General features: G+C 54.4%; 15 protein-coding genes and 1 tRNA gene. 11 read left to right on the top strand and 5 right to left on the bottom strand.

Annotation, left to right across the window (positions count from 1 at the left end):
- The first annotated feature begins 50 nt into the window (after positions 1-50).
- Both B5D61_RS07650 and B5D61_RS07645 read left to right on the top strand, forming a co-directional pair.
- Complete coding sequence (locus tag B5D61_RS07650) at positions 51-1,421, top strand: PQQ-dependent sugar dehydrogenase (RefSeq protein ID WP_078812746.1); 1,371 nt, start codon at positions 51-53, stop codon at positions 1,419-1,421.
- A gap of 91 nt (positions 1,422-1,512) precedes the next feature.
- A complete protein-coding gene (locus B5D61_RS07645) occupies positions 1,513-2,091 on the top strand; it encodes a sulfocyanin-like copper-binding protein (RefSeq protein WP_176159284.1) in 579 nt (192 codons plus the stop codon).
- 31 nt (positions 2,092-2,122) lie between these two features.
- Here B5D61_RS07645 and B5D61_RS07640 read toward each other — a convergent pair whose 3' ends face one another.
- Positions 2,123-3,244, bottom strand: a complete 1,122-nt coding sequence (locus tag B5D61_RS07640; protein ID WP_217698938.1) for an AI-2E family transporter — start codon at positions 3,242-3,244, stop codon at positions 2,123-2,125.
- 238 nt (positions 3,245-3,482) lie between these two features.
- On the opposite strand from B5D61_RS07640, the gene B5D61_RS07635 reads away from it, so the two are divergent.
- A tRNA-Pro gene (locus B5D61_RS07635) sits at positions 3,483-3,559 on the top strand.
- A gap of 181 nt (positions 3,560-3,740) precedes the next feature.
- Here the strand turns inward: B5D61_RS07635 and sucD are convergent.
- Positions 3,741-4,646, bottom strand: a complete 906-nt coding sequence (sucD, locus tag B5D61_RS07630) for a succinate--CoA ligase subunit alpha (protein ID WP_078812942.1) — start codon at positions 4,644-4,646, stop codon at positions 3,741-3,743.
- Between the two features lie 144 nt (positions 4,647-4,790).
- Here sucD and B5D61_RS07625 point away from each other — a divergent pair, with 144 nt between their 5' ends.
- Positions 4,791-5,234 (top strand): energy transducer TonB, encoded by a 444-nt coding sequence (locus B5D61_RS07625; protein ID WP_078812743.1) that lies wholly within the window; start codon positions 4,791-4,793, stop codon positions 5,232-5,234.
- 38 nt (positions 5,235-5,272) lie between these two features.
- The gene (locus B5D61_RS07620; protein WP_139373124.1) at positions 5,273-6,067 is read left to right on the top strand and encodes an energy transducer TonB; all 795 of its coding nucleotides are present in this window, start codon (positions 5,273-5,275) and stop codon (positions 6,065-6,067) included.
- 15 nt (positions 6,068-6,082) lie between these two features.
- On the opposite strand, the gene hisI is transcribed toward B5D61_RS07620, so the two are convergent.
- The gene (hisI, locus tag B5D61_RS07615) at positions 6,083-6,505 is read right to left on the bottom strand and encodes a phosphoribosyl-AMP cyclohydrolase (protein WP_078812741.1); all 423 of its coding nucleotides are present in this window, start codon (positions 6,503-6,505) and stop codon (positions 6,083-6,085) included.
- A 122-nt stretch (positions 6,506-6,627) separates the two neighbouring features.
- On the opposite strand from hisI, the gene tmk reads away from it, so the two are divergent.
- The 3 genes from tmk to B5D61_RS07600 all read left to right on the top strand — a co-directional run bounded on the left by tmk (position 6,628) and on the right by B5D61_RS07600 (position 9,393).
- On the top strand, positions 6,628-7,272 hold the full coding sequence (gene tmk / locus B5D61_RS07610) for a dTMP kinase (protein WP_078812740.1): 645 nt from the start codon (positions 6,628-6,630) through the stop codon (positions 7,270-7,272).
- A complete protein-coding gene (locus B5D61_RS07605; RefSeq protein ID WP_078812739.1) occupies positions 7,262-8,257 on the top strand; it encodes a hypothetical protein in 996 nt (331 codons plus the stop codon). Before tmk ends, B5D61_RS07605 begins: the two co-directional genes overlap by 11 nt.
- 110 nt (positions 8,258-8,367) lie before the next feature.
- The gene (locus B5D61_RS07600; protein WP_176159283.1) at positions 8,368-9,393 is read left to right on the top strand and encodes a substrate-binding domain-containing protein; all 1,026 of its coding nucleotides are present in this window, start codon (positions 8,368-8,370) and stop codon (positions 9,391-9,393) included.
- A gap of 5 nt (positions 9,394-9,398) precedes the next feature.
- Here the strand turns inward: B5D61_RS07600 and B5D61_RS07595 are convergent, their stop codons facing one another.
- The gene (locus B5D61_RS07595; protein WP_078812737.1) at positions 9,399-10,403 is read right to left on the bottom strand and encodes a hypothetical protein; all 1,005 of its coding nucleotides are present in this window, start codon (positions 10,401-10,403) and stop codon (positions 9,399-9,401) included.
- A 122-nt stretch (positions 10,404-10,525) separates the two neighbouring features.
- Between B5D61_RS07595 and B5D61_RS07590 the strand changes: the two genes are divergently transcribed.
- Positions 10,526-11,299 (top strand): ABC transporter permease, encoded by a 774-nt coding sequence (locus B5D61_RS07590; RefSeq protein ID WP_078812736.1) that lies wholly within the window; start codon positions 10,526-10,528, stop codon positions 11,297-11,299.
- Between the two features lie 34 nt (positions 11,300-11,333).
- Here the strand turns inward: B5D61_RS07590 and B5D61_RS25625 are convergent, their stop codons facing one another.
- Positions 11,334-12,497 carry a tetratricopeptide repeat protein gene (locus B5D61_RS25625; RefSeq protein ID WP_139373123.1) on the bottom strand — a complete coding sequence of 388 codons (1,164 nt, stop codon included), beginning with the start codon at positions 12,495-12,497 and terminating at the stop codon, positions 11,334-11,336.
- Between the two features lie 98 nt (positions 12,498-12,595).
- Here B5D61_RS25625 and B5D61_RS07585 point away from each other — a divergent pair, with 98 nt between their 5' ends.
- Together B5D61_RS07585 and B5D61_RS07580 are read left to right on the top strand one after the other, a co-directional pair.
- Positions 12,596-12,916: an autorepressor SdpR family transcription factor gene (locus tag B5D61_RS07585; RefSeq protein WP_078812735.1), complete on the top strand. Its 321-nt coding sequence runs from the start codon at positions 12,596-12,598 to the stop codon at positions 12,914-12,916.
- Complete coding sequence (locus B5D61_RS07580) at positions 12,913-13,608, top strand: SdpI family protein (RefSeq protein WP_078812734.1); 696 nt, start codon at positions 12,913-12,915, stop codon at positions 13,606-13,608. Before B5D61_RS07585 ends, B5D61_RS07580 begins: the two co-directional genes overlap by 4 nt.
- The last annotated feature ends 4 nt before the right edge of the window (positions 13,609-13,612 follow it).

Below are 13,612 nucleotides of genomic sequence, written 5' to 3'. Positions count from 1 at the left end.
TCCTTAGCCTTGAGGCGTTGATTTGATCGGTTTTTTCAACGCAACCAACCATGAAACTGAAACCTACCTTGCTGGCTCTGCTCGCCCTGACGACTGGAGTTTCCTCCGCTGCTGAAACCCAACCCGTCCAGCCCGGAGGAAAGCTACCGGGTGAGATTGCCATCAGCCTTGTCAAAGTCGCCGATGATCTGGTGGATCCTGTCAGCGTCGCCGCCCCGAACGATGGCAGTGGCCGGGTGTTTGTGATTGAACGGCCCGGCCTCATTCAAGTCATCAAAGATGGCAAGAAGCTGAAGCGTCCTTTTCTCGACCTGAAAGACAAGACCATCTCTTCGTTCCTGGAGTTAGGCATGTTCAGCATGGCCTTCCATCCAGACTTCAAGACGAACGGAAAAGTCTATGTCGCCTATGCAGACCTGTGGTTCAACGGGGCCACCATGATCACCGAATACACGGTCTCTAAAAGCAACCCGGACCGCCTCGATCCCGAAAGCGCGAAGGTGCTCATGCAGATCGATTTCCCCTACTGCAATCATCATGGAGGCCAGATCGCCTTCGGCCCAGACGGGTATCTTTACATCGGTGTGGGCGATGGCGGCTGGGAGGGTGATGTGATCAATGCCGGCCAGGATTTACATACGTGGTTAGGCAAGATGCTGCGCATCGACGTGAATCAAAGCAGCGCCGACCGCGCCTATGGCATCCCGAAGGACAACCCATTCATCACGCCTCTGCAGCAAATGACCCTCTTCGGAGTCAGCGAGGAAGCCTTCTCCAAAGTGCATCCGCGAGCCAAACCCGAAATCTGGTCTTACGGCCTGCGCAATCCATGGACCTTCAGCTTCGACTCTAAAACTGGGGACCTTTACATTGCGGACATCGGCCAAAATCACTGGGAAGAAATCAACATGCAGCCCGCCAGCAGTAAGGGGGGCGAAAACTACGGCTGGAAATTCATGTGCGGGAGTCACCCCTTCCCCATGATCCTAAAGAAGAACCCCGATGGCTCTGAAACCGCCGTGGATCCTGAAAAGTATCCCCAAGTGGGAGTACTACCGATTGCGGAATACAGCCACGTGGATCAAGGGATCTGTGTCATCAACCTGGGTGTTTATCGCGGCACCGAATATCCAGAGCTGGACGGCGTTTACTTCGCGGCTGACTGGGGCAGTGGCAAGGTCTGGGGCATGAAACAGGTGAATGGTGCTTGGCAGATGCAGGAACTGCTCGACCTCGCCGATGGCCTTCGCCCCACCGGGAGCGGCATCGGACCGGATGGCAGCATCTACCTTACTCATGCCACTGCCAATTATGGTGGCCCCGTGGACCCTTACACGAGCGAGCGTGGAGCCGTCTGGAAAATCGTTCCGACCAGCAAGGTGGCTCAGGATGCCGTCACGGCTCCTGTCGCAGGTAAATAGTCCACCTTTGATTCAACTCACGTCTTCGATTCGACCCAAGCCTCAACCCCTTGGCAACCGCCGCATTCAGGCAGCGGTTGTCATTCTTATCATGCTTCGCCTTACCCTCCTCTTCCTTCTGAGCGTCATCTCATGCGGTTGGTCTCAGACTCCGCCCGGCCACGAACACAGCACGGAGATTCCGGGATTAAAAAAAGAACTCTTTGCGGGCATCACCGCCGAGGATCTTCTGAAGTCCGGAGACACCCCCAAAAGTGTCAAAGTCACCTTGGTCGCCACTTTCAACGCCGCCAACTACGGCATGAATTTCAATGGCTACTCCCACGGCAAAGCTGTCCTCACGGTACCTGTCGGTTGGAAGGTGGACGTGACCTTCATTAACCCTAGCCCGATCCCGCATAGCGCCATCATCATCGAGCAGGCCGATACCAAGAAACTTCAAATCGCTGAACCCTACTTTGAAGGAGGAGCGACTCCGAAGCATCTGACTGGAATGACCATGGGCAAAGCTGACTTCAGTTTCACGCCCGATGAAGCTGGGGAGTTTGCCTTGGCTTGCGGGTTTCCTGCCCACGCGGTAGCTGGCCATTGGATTAGCTTCATGGTCAGTGAAGAAGCTCAAGTGCCCACCTTACAATTGGGAGATCAACCCGCCAAAGAGGTAAAATAGCACCGGTGCCGATTTAACCCGGGCACACGCTTCAGTGTCCGGGTTTTTCCGTGCTGGCTCCCCCGCCGACGATCTCATTCTCATCGAGATCGTAACCCACCATCTCCACCTCTCCGCGGCGCATTTTTTTCTGCGACATCGCGACCGAGATCCAGCGAAACTCCTCACTGTTATCCAGGAGCACCTTCATCACCATCGTCAGAGGCACCGCCAAGAACATCCCAAGTGGCCCCCAAAGCCACCCCCAAAAGATCACGGATAACACCACGACCAAGGCCGAAATGCCGAAGCGGTTCCCCAGCAAAGTCGGTTGCACAAAGTTATCGAGAGCGAAGTTGATGCCTCCATAACCGATGGCGATACCGATGGCCGCACCGCCGCCGTGCTGAACCAGGGCTTCCACGATGGCTGGAATACTGGCAGCCGTGCTTCCAACGGCGGGAATGTAGTTGAAAACAAACGCCAGAATGGCCCACAAAAGCGGATACTGAAGATCGAAAAACCAGCACCATGCCCCTGCCAACAGGCCAGTGAGAGCACTGATGAGAGTCTTGATACCCAAGTATTTCTGGATGTCCGACACACTGCGCAATAGACCACTGAAATCAGGCCCTCCTGACGTTCTGACAGCAGCCAACCGCCTCTGTGTGCCCGTGGCTTCTATGAGGATGAACATCATCAGGATTAAAATCATCACCAGTCCTGCAAACACGGTCGCTAGTGTGCCAAAGGTGCTGCCCAGCATGGAACCGATGCGAGACATCACATCCTGCTGTGTTGCGTAACCAATGATCGTGTTCCAATCAAAAAGACTATTGATGGTGTCCTTCGCGCCCACGATCCCATTTTCATCTAACCAGACGCCGAAATCCGTCAGATTTCGCTGAACACCTCTCAGGTAACGAGGCAGATCTGAATTGAAGCTGATGAGCAAGCGAACGGCCAGCGTGATCAGCCCTGCCAACACGCCCAAGTTCATCAGCAAAGTAATGCCCAAGGCAATCGGCCCTGGCACCTTGTGCCGCGTGAGCCAACGCAATAAAGGAAAACTGAGCACTGCCAGGAAAAAGGCATAGACCATCGGCACTAGAACCCCTGCTGCCGCCTTCATCCCGGTCAGAACGACCACGACACACGCCAACGTGAGAATCATCTGCGAGCCTTTAGGCCCCCAATCAACACGCCTATCCGGCTCCGGCAGTATCGTCATGCTAAACGTATTCCTGAAGACCACCACTTTCTCAAGGAGAAACACCCCCTAAAACAACACCAGCAGCTTTGAAAAAAAAGTGAAGATTCTTCACTGATCTCAAACATCTCAGTTGCAAAATCCATCGCTCAACTCCAGTATCCACGTCCCCAGCCGAGCCGCAGAGGCTCCGCTAAAAGGTCGGGCCGTAGTTCAGCCTGGTAGAACGCTTGCATGGGGTGCAAGAGGTCGTGAGTTCGAATCTCGCCGGCCCGACCACTTCAAGACTCCTAAGTCTTGAATGTTTTCAGACATGACTAAGTTGTCTGAAACTACCAGTTTTTTGCCTTACACGCGCGGATTAACCAACAATAATTCAAAGTGCGCAAATCCGCAGTCACAAAAAAGCCGCCTCTGTTATGAGGCGGCTTTTATTTACATCGTCTGAAAATGGAGGCTCTTATTTGCCCCAGACCTTAAGCAGCGCTGCAGCCATATCAGCAGGAGAATCGGCCACAGAAATACCACACTCACTGAGGATACGTTTCTTAGCCTCAGCGGTGTCTTCGGCACCGCCGATGATCGCACCAGCGTGGCCCATGCGGCGTCCAGGAGGGGCTGTAGCACCCGCAATGAAGGCAGCGATAGGTTTCTTGCAGTTGTCTTTGGCCCAACGCCCGGCTTCCACTTCGGCGTTACCACCGATCTCCCCGATCATGATGATCGCTTCAGTTTCGGGGTCTTCATTGAACATCTTCAGAATGTCCAGATGGTTGGTGCCATTCACAGGGTCACCACCGATGCCGACGCAGGTGCTCTGGCCGTAGCCGCGAGTGGTCAACTGCCACACGGCCTCATAGGTGAGGGTGCCGGAACGGCTCACCACGCCTACATTGCCACGCTTGTGGATGTAGCCTGGAGCAATGCCGATACGGCAGCCACCGTGGGATTTTTCGCCGAGGCCTGGAGTGACCAAACCTGGGCAGTTCGGACCGATGAGACGGGTCTTGCTGCCTTTCATCGCAGCCTTGACCTTGATCATGTCATTGACGGGAATGCCTTCGGTAATGGCGACCACCAGATCCAGACCAGCGTCCACCCCTTCGAGGATGGCGTCTGCGGCGAAGGGAGGAGGCACGAAAATCACACTGACCGTTGCACCGGTTTCTTTAGCAGCCTGAGACACCGTATCGAACACGGGCACCTTATGGCTGCCATGGTCGAAGGATTGTCCCCCCTTCCCTGGGGTCACACCGGCCACCAACTGGGTTCCGTAGTCGAGAGAAGCCTTGGCGTGGCGGGAACCGAAGTCCCCCGTGATGCCTTGAACAAGGATGCGGGTGTCAGTATCAACGAGAATGGCCATGATGTAGAGGGGGCGTAAAACAGAAGAGCCCAGGCTTGGGCGCATCATCATAGAAACACGAGCCGCAGCGTCAAGGAGAGGTCCTGAATAAAATAGGCTGTGGTTTTGACAGGCTCCGTTTCTGTTTTAGGCAACGTCACCCTTATGACGACCTCCATCACATTGCTTTTCCCAGCTTTTATCATTCTTTCGATGCTCGTAGGGTGCACAACCAATTCTGCGCTCAAGATGCCTCAAGGCGTCGACAACACATATACTCGCGCCTACGCTGAGTGGCAGAGTTACCAGAAACAGGGAATACCGACTCAAGATCCCAGAATTATAAAAACGGTGACCCCACGCATGCCTGAGTCGTTTTTGAAAAGACCCCACGCAAAGAACAAGCACACCTCTGTGACAGTGAATGTCTTGGCTATTATTAATGAGCAAGGAACAGCAGAGGGGATTGCTATTTATGGCGAAGGCTCAGAAGAGTTTCGTCCCGCTATTGAGAAGGCCCTACGTCACTGGGTTTTCAAACCGGCCCTCCTTCGGGGAAAACCACACACCTCGTGCATCAAATTTCCGATTCGTTTTGTCATACGCTGAGGTTCCATTAGAGGCCCTCGCCCAGCCAACTCCCGCTCATGCACCCATCTCTTCAGTTCTGTAGCTTTTTAACCGTATTTTTGGGAATCGCCAGTTGCTCCGCTCCAACACCTAAACGCCAAGCATTTCCTCTCCTCGACCGAACAGTTCAGGCTCACGTCAAAGCGGGAGACCAAGTCCTTTACCCCCAGCTTGTTTATTCACCCAAACCTGAGTATCCCGTCCTCCCAGCTTCGGGCAGCGTTTGGGCCGTCATGCGGGTGGATCGTTCTGGCCAAGTCAGTGAGATAAAGGTGATTGGAACTGCTCCAAAAACCTATGTAGCATCCATTGAGCGGGCGCTCAGTCAGTGGAAATTCAAGCCTGGCAGTATCGCGGGGTGCCCAACGGAATTTCCGATGCAGGTGAAAATCTCTTTTGCCGAATCTGCCAATCCCGAGGCAGTCAATGCGGCTAAAAGCCAACAAGGTCTTATTTTCGATTTCCGTCACTGGCTTATTCGAAGCAGCTTTCCGGAACTCATTGATGAAATCGAGATGAAGGAACGCAGGGGAGAAAAGCTAGTGCGGCCTAAATTGGCTAAAGCGCCCAGCAATATCAAACACCCTGATCCGACAAAGACGGGAATAGTATTCACAACTTTCATTATTAATGCTAAAGGACGTCCCGAAAACATTCACATTTTCGGTGACGTACCCGCAGAGTTTCGCGAAACGATTTCCAACGCCATCCTCAGCGGCGAATATAAACCCGCGACGCTGAACGGGAAACCGCACGCATGCCCAACAGGTATGCCGTTCAAATTTATCACTCACGGCTATTCGGATGAATAGCCGATTGCGTTGTGTTTACTCCACCATCGCCAGTTTCACGAGGCCACCGTTTTTAGGTACCACGAGCTTGCGATAGAAGCAGTTGTTGCGCTTGGTGTGGCAGCATCCCCCACCGTGTTGGATGACGCGCAGAACCAGGGCATCCTGATCGCAGTCGGTGCGGATCTCGACGACTTCCTGGAATTCTCCGCTGGTCGCTCCTTTGTGCCAAATCTCCTTACGGCTGCGGCTCCAATACACAGCTTGTCCTTTCTCCAAAGTCAAACGCAGGGATTCCTCATTCATGTAAGCCAGCATCAGGGCCTCGTCGGTATGAGCATCCACCGCCATGGCCACGATGAGACCGTTCTCATCAAATTTAGGAGCGAAGGCCAGACCTTCTTCGATGGTCTGCTTCGAATCACGAGCCGCGAATTCAAAAGGTGGAGTGGGTATCATTAGATTGGGGTGGGAGAAATACGATACAATCCGAAAATCGAAACGCTTTTGTTCGACATCAGGTTTCCCCACGCTAAAAAAACCTCACCACCTTCCTTTCTCCGTTCTTTCCTCCAACACACATGACTTCTTCCGCCGGTTTTTTTCTCTCCTTTGAGGGCTCTGAAGGCTGCGGTAAGTCCACTCAGATCCGACTGCTCAGAGAGCGGCTGGAGCGGGCAGGAAGCCAAGTGGAAGTGCTTCGTGAGCCCGGTGGCACGGCAGTGGGTGAGGAGATTCGCCACCTCCTCCAGCATGCGAAGGCTGGAGAAGGCATGTCATCTGAGGCGGAGCTTCTCCTCTTTGCCGCCAGCCGTGCGCAGATTGTCAGGGAAAAAATCAGGCCCTTACTCGAGGCGGGCGCGGTCGTGATTCTGGATCGCTTTTTGGACTCCACAACGGTCTATCAGGGCATGGCTCGGGGGCTCCCGCTGGAGAGTGTGCGGGCCATCAATGCCTTTGCCACCGGAGGCACCCTGCCCCATTTGACCCTCGTTTTGGATATGGACCCCGCGTTGGCCCGGCAGCGTATTCAAGCCTCAGGCCGTCCCCTGGATCGGATGGAAAGCCAGCCCTTAGCATTCTTTGAAAAGGTCCGTGCGGGCTATCTCAAACTGGCCGCAGAAGATCCTCAGCGCATCCTTTTAGTGGACGCCGCACGCTCACCGGAAATGATTCACGAAGAGGTCTGGACTCAGGTCCAATCCCGTAGCCGCCATGCCCTTTAAGTCTGACCACGCTCTCTCCCTGATCACTCGTGCGCAGAAGCTCGGGCGCCTTGCCCATGCCTATCTGATCACAGGGCCGCGCGCTGCCAATTGCGAAGGATTTGCGGCGCAAATGATGAGCCTGGTCACTGCGGCCCATCATGACAATCTGGACGATTGGTCTCAGGAGGGTGCCATCATTCTGCGCCCGGAGAGCAAATCCCGCCGCATCACCATCGGCAAGGCCGGAGATGAAGTCGGCACGGTCCGCTATCTGGAGAGGATGATTCATCGCACCACGGGCCCTGGCGGCTATAAGCTGGGTGTCATTGTGGATGCTGACCGCATGAACGAGCAGGCGCAGAATGCCTTCCTCAAGACGCTGGAGGAACCTCCACCACGAACACTTCTGCTGCTACTGACCCCCCAGCCAGGACAGCTCCTACCCACGATTCGGTCCCGGGTCATTCAGATCTCTCTCATGCCGCCTTCAGGGGTTCGGCAGTTCAGCGATCACGAGGAAAAACTCTTGGCCGTCTTGGAAAAGCTTACCGCAGGAAACAGTGGCAGCATCTCCGCCGCTTTTGCTTTGAAAGCGGATTTCCAAGCCATCCTGGAAGAACTGCACGACGACATCAAAGACGAGCAGGAAGAGGAATTCGAAAAAGAACAGGACCACTATAAACAGACCACGGATGGCACGTGGCTGAAACAGCGTGAGGAGCAGATCACCGCACAAATCGAAGCCAGCTACCTCCAGGAACGTGATGCCCTGATGGATCTTCTTCTGGCTTGGATGGGGGACGTCGCCCGCCACCAGGTAGGAGCAGAAAATTTGGATCTGCCCGAACAGGCCCGAGCTACAGCCGTGCTTGCCCAGCGGTGGGAACCTGGAGAGACGATGCGCAGACTCCAGACCCTGCGCAAACTGGAGTCCTACCTCCACACCAATGTGAATGAAAGCCTGGCTCTCGAGGTCGGTTTCATTCAGGCTTTTGGCCGATAGTTCCCTGCCGTCTTCCAGGGGAAGTCGGGGGTCAATTTCGCAGCCGTATTATGCCACCCAGCGCCTCCCATGCATTACCTCCCAGATCGCCTAGAGCTCTGGAGGCCGCCATGTTCCTGAGAGAGCAAATCCAGCTCGGCACCTGGCCCCAGACTCTCCCTGGAGAACTGGAATTGGCCAAGCAATTGCAAGTAGGGCGTAACACCATCCGCTCAGCACTGGCCCTGCTTGAGCTTGAAGGATGGCTCACCACACGTGCGGGCAAAAGGCGCGAAGTCACAGGAAAAATCGCCCCCACCGAGGCTGCTCGGCAAACGGCAGTGCTACTCTTGGCCGTTCCATTTCATGCCCTCTCATCCACAACACTCCTCTGGATGGAGGCCTTACGTCGCAGCCTTGAGGGCATCGGCTGGCAGCTTTTGACAGAAGTGGAATCAGCAGCCTACCGCCGCTCTCCAAGCACGGCTCTAGAGGCCCTGGCGGCCAAACACCCTGGAGTCGTCTGGGTCCTCCACCGCTCCACTCTGGCCATGCAGCGCTGGTTTGAAACACGCCGCTTGCCCACCATTTTAGCCGGGTCCCGCTATGCCGGAGTTTCCCTGCCCCAAGTGGATACGGACTATCGCGCCGTCTCCCGCCATGCCGCATCCAGGTTTGTGGCCTTGGGACACCGGCATCTGCTCGTCGTGGGGTCTCGAACAGCTCTGGCAGGCGATGAAGAAAGCATCACCGGATTTCAGGAGGGTGCCGGGCCCGCCACCGTCAGCCTCGCTTATCATAACGAAACGCCAGATGGTGTGGTGGCCGTCTTACGCCAAAGCCTGGAAGCCCGACCTCTCCCAACGGGTTGGTTCATCCTCAGAGCAGACCACTTCGCCACAGCCCAGACTTGGCTGCTCCAGCATGGGGTGCGTCTTCCCGCTCAAATCTCCTTGGTCAGCCGCGATGATGAACCCTTCCTCCAGCATCTTTACCCCGAACCAACTCGCTACCGCCGCAGTGCGGAGGCCTTTGCACGCAAGCTGCATCGCCTGATCATTTCTGGCGGCAAAAATGGGCCTCTGACTCATGAAACACCGCGACTAATGCCTGACTTTATCCGTGGCGCTACTCTGGGAAAAGCACCTCCCGCTTAATCCTCTCAACGCAGCAGGCTCAGAAGCTCGCGCATGCGCAATTCAATGTTCAGCAGACTGGCCTGAACCATCGCCAGCCATTCCAAATCCGTTCCAGGGGTCGCGTGCAGCACCATTTTATCCGTGGCGTTCAAGGCGGCTGCAAACAGGGGAAGCGACTGCTCCAAATCCACCACCAAGAACTGCCACTGCGCATTCTTTTCGTCAGAAAACTGCTTCAGAACGTGCACGAGATGCGCCGTCAAGTCAGCGACGGTCGAGAGCAGATGCATCACGGCTGGACGCGTCCTCACATCTTCATTGAAGACGAGCAACTGTTCAAACCGACGCAGTTCCTGAGCCAATGCTGTCGAGCGCTTAGCCGGACTGGATGAACTCGATTTTTCCCCAGACTGCATCTCCGCATTCGGCTGAGCATTCTCCAGAGTCGTGAACGGATTGACTGAACTGAGATCATGCGGCTCAAACGGGTCGGCCATGCCTGGAGCATGCAGAGCATTGGCTCGATCCGCCTCATTCCGCTGATTGAGCAAGAAGTGCTTCCGACGTGCACGAGACTGCCGTAACAGGGTCGCTTCCTCCTGCTCACTCATCTTCCATGCCGGAGCACTCACCCGCATTTGGAGATGCCAGGACTGGATCAAAATACGCTGCCCCTGCTGATTGAACCATTCCATGAACAGCAGATTCTTGAGCCCGGCAGGCTCAGGCAGAAGAGTCTCGCCCGCCACACGTCTGCGCGGCATTTTGGCCACTCGATAAGATGCTGTCATGACTCCACAGAACCCATGCTGTAGAGGAGCCAGCCACGAAACATCTTCCAGGTTGCCGTGGGGCAAAGGGTTGTGCAGATCCACCCGGCATCCCGCGATATCTCGCAAAAAATTGCCCACGAGTTCGATCCTCAAAGGTTGACTGCATCCCGCCACATGCAGCATGCCCGTGACTAGACCGGGCACTTCATTGGAGAGATGGCCCCCAAGGAGGGAGGATTCGAGGCAAAGGATCATCAGTTACTAGATAAACTAGAATCAGATGCCAGAGCGGGCAAGGGACATTCAATTCCCCATCCAGAGATTCTCGGACATTGTGCCCGGAACCGGAGGCCATTACAGTCTCCAGCCCCCTTCTCATGTCTTCTCGCACCTTCTGGTTCTGCTTAACTTTCATGGCCGCAGCTTACCTCCTTTTCTGGCTCCTGCTCATCGGGGCCAGTGCCAGCTACAGCGACTCGCAGACATGGATTACCACATTGGCGAAACCAGAGATCCGCTATTCCATCGGGCTGAGTTTGGTCACCTCCACCACGGCGGCCGTCATGGCCTCGTTCGTCGCCATTCCCATCGGCTATCTGATGTCTCGCCGCACCTTCCCAGCCAAGACCTGGGTGGATGCGGCTCTGGATATCCCCATCGTCCTCCCGCCCATGGTGGTCGGCTTGTGCCTGCTGATCTTTTTTCAGACGCAACTCGGGAAAGCCATCGAAACCGTACTCCCATTCACCTATACCATCGCAGGCGTCATCCTGGCGCAATTCGTCGTCGCGGCAGCCTTTGCCATCCGCACCGTGCGCAGCACCTTCGATCATCTTTCTCCCAGGCCGGAAGAGGTGGCCCTCACCCTGGGGGCCACGCGCTTTCAAGCCTTTTGGCAGATCGGCCTTCCCAGCGCAAGACGCGGCCTCATCGCCGCCTTCTGCATTGCCTGGGCACGTAGCTTGGGGGAGTTTGGCCCCATCTTGGTCTTTGCCGGCACCACTCGCTTTAAAACCGAAGTCCTTCCCACGACCATCTGGCTGGAACTCAGTGCCGGCAATTTGGAAACTGCCGTCACCATCAGCCTCCTGATGATCCTCATGGCCATCATCGTTCTCGTCATCGTCCGTGCGACAGGCGAGAGGATTTAACGACGTAACACCATTCAAAGCAAATCCTTCACACCTATTCTAACCAACTTTTCGGAGGACTCGGAGATGTCAGCCATCTTGCTCCGACAAAAAGCATCGTCACAAAGGCTGTGCTGCCTAAATGAATCAAACTCAAGGTAATCCAGGCATTGAAGCACTCAACAGGTGTTGAGTAGTATAGACCTCCCCCCAAGATGGCCAATGTGATAGTCATCAAAAGCACGCGAACGAATGTCGCTTGTTGGCGCAACCATCGACGTGGTTGCCAGCTCACATCGAACGATGGATGAATTAACATAAAATAACGCCAGAACCAACCAATAGGAGCAATCAAAAACCAAGAGAAAACCCACCAAATGAGGACAATAAACCAAGACTGGAAAGCCAGTATTTGAGGTCCTAAGGTATCGGGTTGTGATTTAAATCTCTCAAACAGGCCACAAAAGACTCGTCCCTGCCGCCATGGATAAGACAGACATCGGCAGATAAAATTCCTTCTTTCAACCGAGTCTCTCCAATCGCTTATAAATAGAGGGTTGCAGGGATCTTGCGATAATGCACGCCCAAACCATTTTTCGGCAGCGGCATTCTTTTCAAGTGATAACAAGATCCTGCCTACCCGCCATTGTAAAAACGGATCAATCGGATTAATTGCCAAACCACATCCAAGAACATGGAACCTCTCTTGCCAATGTTTTAAATGGGCTGTCTGAGACTCGATAACCATTTCACGAGTGCTCCATGAGTGAACATTGCCCGCATCTAACTGGAGGGCTATATCCGCATGAATTAATGCCTGCTGTGTTTCTCCCAACAACACCAAGACTCCTGCCATGAGGCGGTGCGCATCTATATTTTCGACATTTAAAGCAAGTGCCTCGGCAAGATGTCTTCTAGCGACACTCCATTTCATTTGCTGACTAGCAACTTGAGCAGCTAACAAATGATGATAATCATAATCTGGATTTAAACTCAATAGGAGACAAACATGATTGTATGCATCCCCAGCTCGATAAAGATTCAGCAAGGCCAAAGCTGACGCTCGATGTCCCGGCAGATCAAATCCATCGTATGCAAGTCTTTCTGAAGCCTTTGCCAAAAGCTGTTCCCACTGCCTTGCAGTGATTAAATGCTCTAAAATTGTGACAGACGGAATCCTTGAGTCTTTAAATGGGTTTGTAGAGTTGGAATCCGACATGTGAAGCTAAAGTGTCTTCATTTTCATCGAATCAACCAACATCTTTTTAAGGTAAAAATCGGCTTGCATTATTTCGATAATTATCGAATTATCAAACCATGAACCAGCTTTTCAAAGCCCTGAACGACCCCACGCGGCGTCAGATTCTTGAGTTGCTCAAACGAGGCTCGCTGACAGCGGGCGAAATCGCCGAGGCCTGCGAAGTGGGCAAGCCAACGGTTTCGCATCACTTGGATCTACTTCGTCAGGCCGAACTGATCGAAGAAGAGCGCCAAGGCCAATTCCGCCGTTACCATCTCAATACCAGCGTGGTGGAAGATGTGATGGTCTGGCTGCGCACGCTTGTCGAAACGCCTCGAGTCGCAGCCAAGAAAGCCGCTGCGATCAAAAGACTCTCACCCCGCACATCCAACTCATGAAAACCAAGCTTCATCATTTCCTCCGCGAAGAATGGCTTCAGCTTTTGCTGCTCATCATCCCCATCGCGGCGGCCTTCATAGCCATGCCCTATGCGACGGATCGCGTGCCCATGCAGTGGAATCTACAAGGCCAAGTCAATTGGCATGCGTCTAAAACTTGGGGACTCCTGGTAATGCCCGGAGCCATGCTCATCACCTTTGCTCTCATTTTCTGGCTCGAGAGCCGTGACCGCCAGCGCCACCGTTCTTCCGATGGAGAACTTTCATCCCATGGCAAAGCCACACGCCTCATTCGTCTCGGCATCAGTCTGATGTTGGCTGCGATCACCATCATTCAAATCACCGCAGCCCTCGGCCATCGCCCCGATGTGGGCAGGTGGGTCGTGACCCTCACCGCCTTGCTATTGGCCTTCATGGGGAATTTCTTCGGTAAACTCAAGCCTAACAAATACGTTGGCATCCGCATTCCTTGGACGCTGAAGTCCGAGCATGTCTGGCGGCAGACGCATCGCCTCGCAGGATGGGTCTGGACCAGCAGCAGCCTGATCGTCGCGGCCTTGGGCTGGATTCTACCCACAGCCACTCTCCACCAGGAGCTCACTTATATCTGGATGTTTTTTCTCGTGGTCGTCCCCATCGCCTTTGCGGGGTATGAAGCCCATCAGGAAAAGAAGAGGTTATCGCTGACTTGACCCT

It is taken from the genome of Prosthecobacter debontii (genome assembly GCF_900167535.1).
GTDB classification, from domain to species: domain Bacteria; phylum Verrucomicrobiota; class Verrucomicrobiia; order Verrucomicrobiales; family Verrucomicrobiaceae; genus Prosthecobacter; species Prosthecobacter debontii.
The sequence above is the reverse complement of the archived record's forward strand: the minus strand, read 5'-3'. Positions and strand labels throughout refer to the sequence as shown.

What these genes read in the sequence shown, in the direction of transcription:
- B5D61_RS07650 (WP_078812746.1), top strand. Translation starts at nt 51, where the DNA reads ATGAAACTGAAACCTACCTTGCTGGCTCTGCTCGCCCTGACGACTGGA.
- B5D61_RS07645 (WP_176159284.1), top strand. Translation starts at nt 1,513, where the DNA reads ATGCTTCGCCTTACCCTCCTCTTCCTTCTGAGCGTCATCTCATGCGGT.
- B5D61_RS07640 (WP_217698938.1), bottom strand. Translation starts at nt 3,244, where the DNA reads ATGATTCTCACGTTGGCGTGTGTCGTGGTCGTTCTGACCGGGATGAAG.
- sucD (WP_078812942.1), bottom strand. Translation starts at nt 4,646, where the DNA reads ATGGCCATTCTCGTTGATACTGACACCCGCATCCTTGTTCAAGGCATC.
- B5D61_RS07625 (WP_078812743.1), top strand. Translation starts at nt 4,791, where the DNA reads ATGACGACCTCCATCACATTGCTTTTCCCAGCTTTTATCATTCTTTCG.
- B5D61_RS07620 (WP_139373124.1), top strand. Translation starts at nt 5,273, where the DNA reads ATGCACCCATCTCTTCAGTTCTGTAGCTTTTTAACCGTATTTTTGGGA.
- hisI (WP_078812741.1), bottom strand. Translation starts at nt 6,505, where the DNA reads ATGATACCCACTCCACCTTTTGAATTCGCGGCTCGTGATTCGAAGCAG.
- tmk (WP_078812740.1), top strand. Translation starts at nt 6,628, where the DNA reads ATGACTTCTTCCGCCGGTTTTTTTCTCTCCTTTGAGGGCTCTGAAGGC.
- B5D61_RS07605 (WP_078812739.1), top strand. Translation starts at nt 7,262, where the DNA reads ATGCCCTTTAAGTCTGACCACGCTCTCTCCCTGATCACTCGTGCGCAG.
- B5D61_RS07600 (WP_176159283.1), top strand. Translation starts at nt 8,368, where the DNA reads ATGTTCCTGAGAGAGCAAATCCAGCTCGGCACCTGGCCCCAGACTCTC.
- B5D61_RS07595 (WP_078812737.1), bottom strand. Translation starts at nt 10,403, where the DNA reads ATGATCCTTTGCCTCGAATCCTCCCTCCTTGGGGGCCATCTCTCCAAT.
- B5D61_RS07590 (WP_078812736.1), top strand. Translation starts at nt 10,526, where the DNA reads ATGTCTTCTCGCACCTTCTGGTTCTGCTTAACTTTCATGGCCGCAGCT.
- B5D61_RS25625 (WP_139373123.1), bottom strand. Translation starts at nt 12,497, where the DNA reads ATGTCGGATTCCAACTCTACAAACCCATTTAAAGACTCAAGGATTCCG.
- B5D61_RS07585 (WP_078812735.1), top strand. Translation starts at nt 12,596, where the DNA reads ATGAACCAGCTTTTCAAAGCCCTGAACGACCCCACGCGGCGTCAGATT.
- B5D61_RS07580 (WP_078812734.1), top strand. Translation starts at nt 12,913, where the DNA reads ATGAAAACCAAGCTTCATCATTTCCTCCGCGAAGAATGGCTTCAGCTT.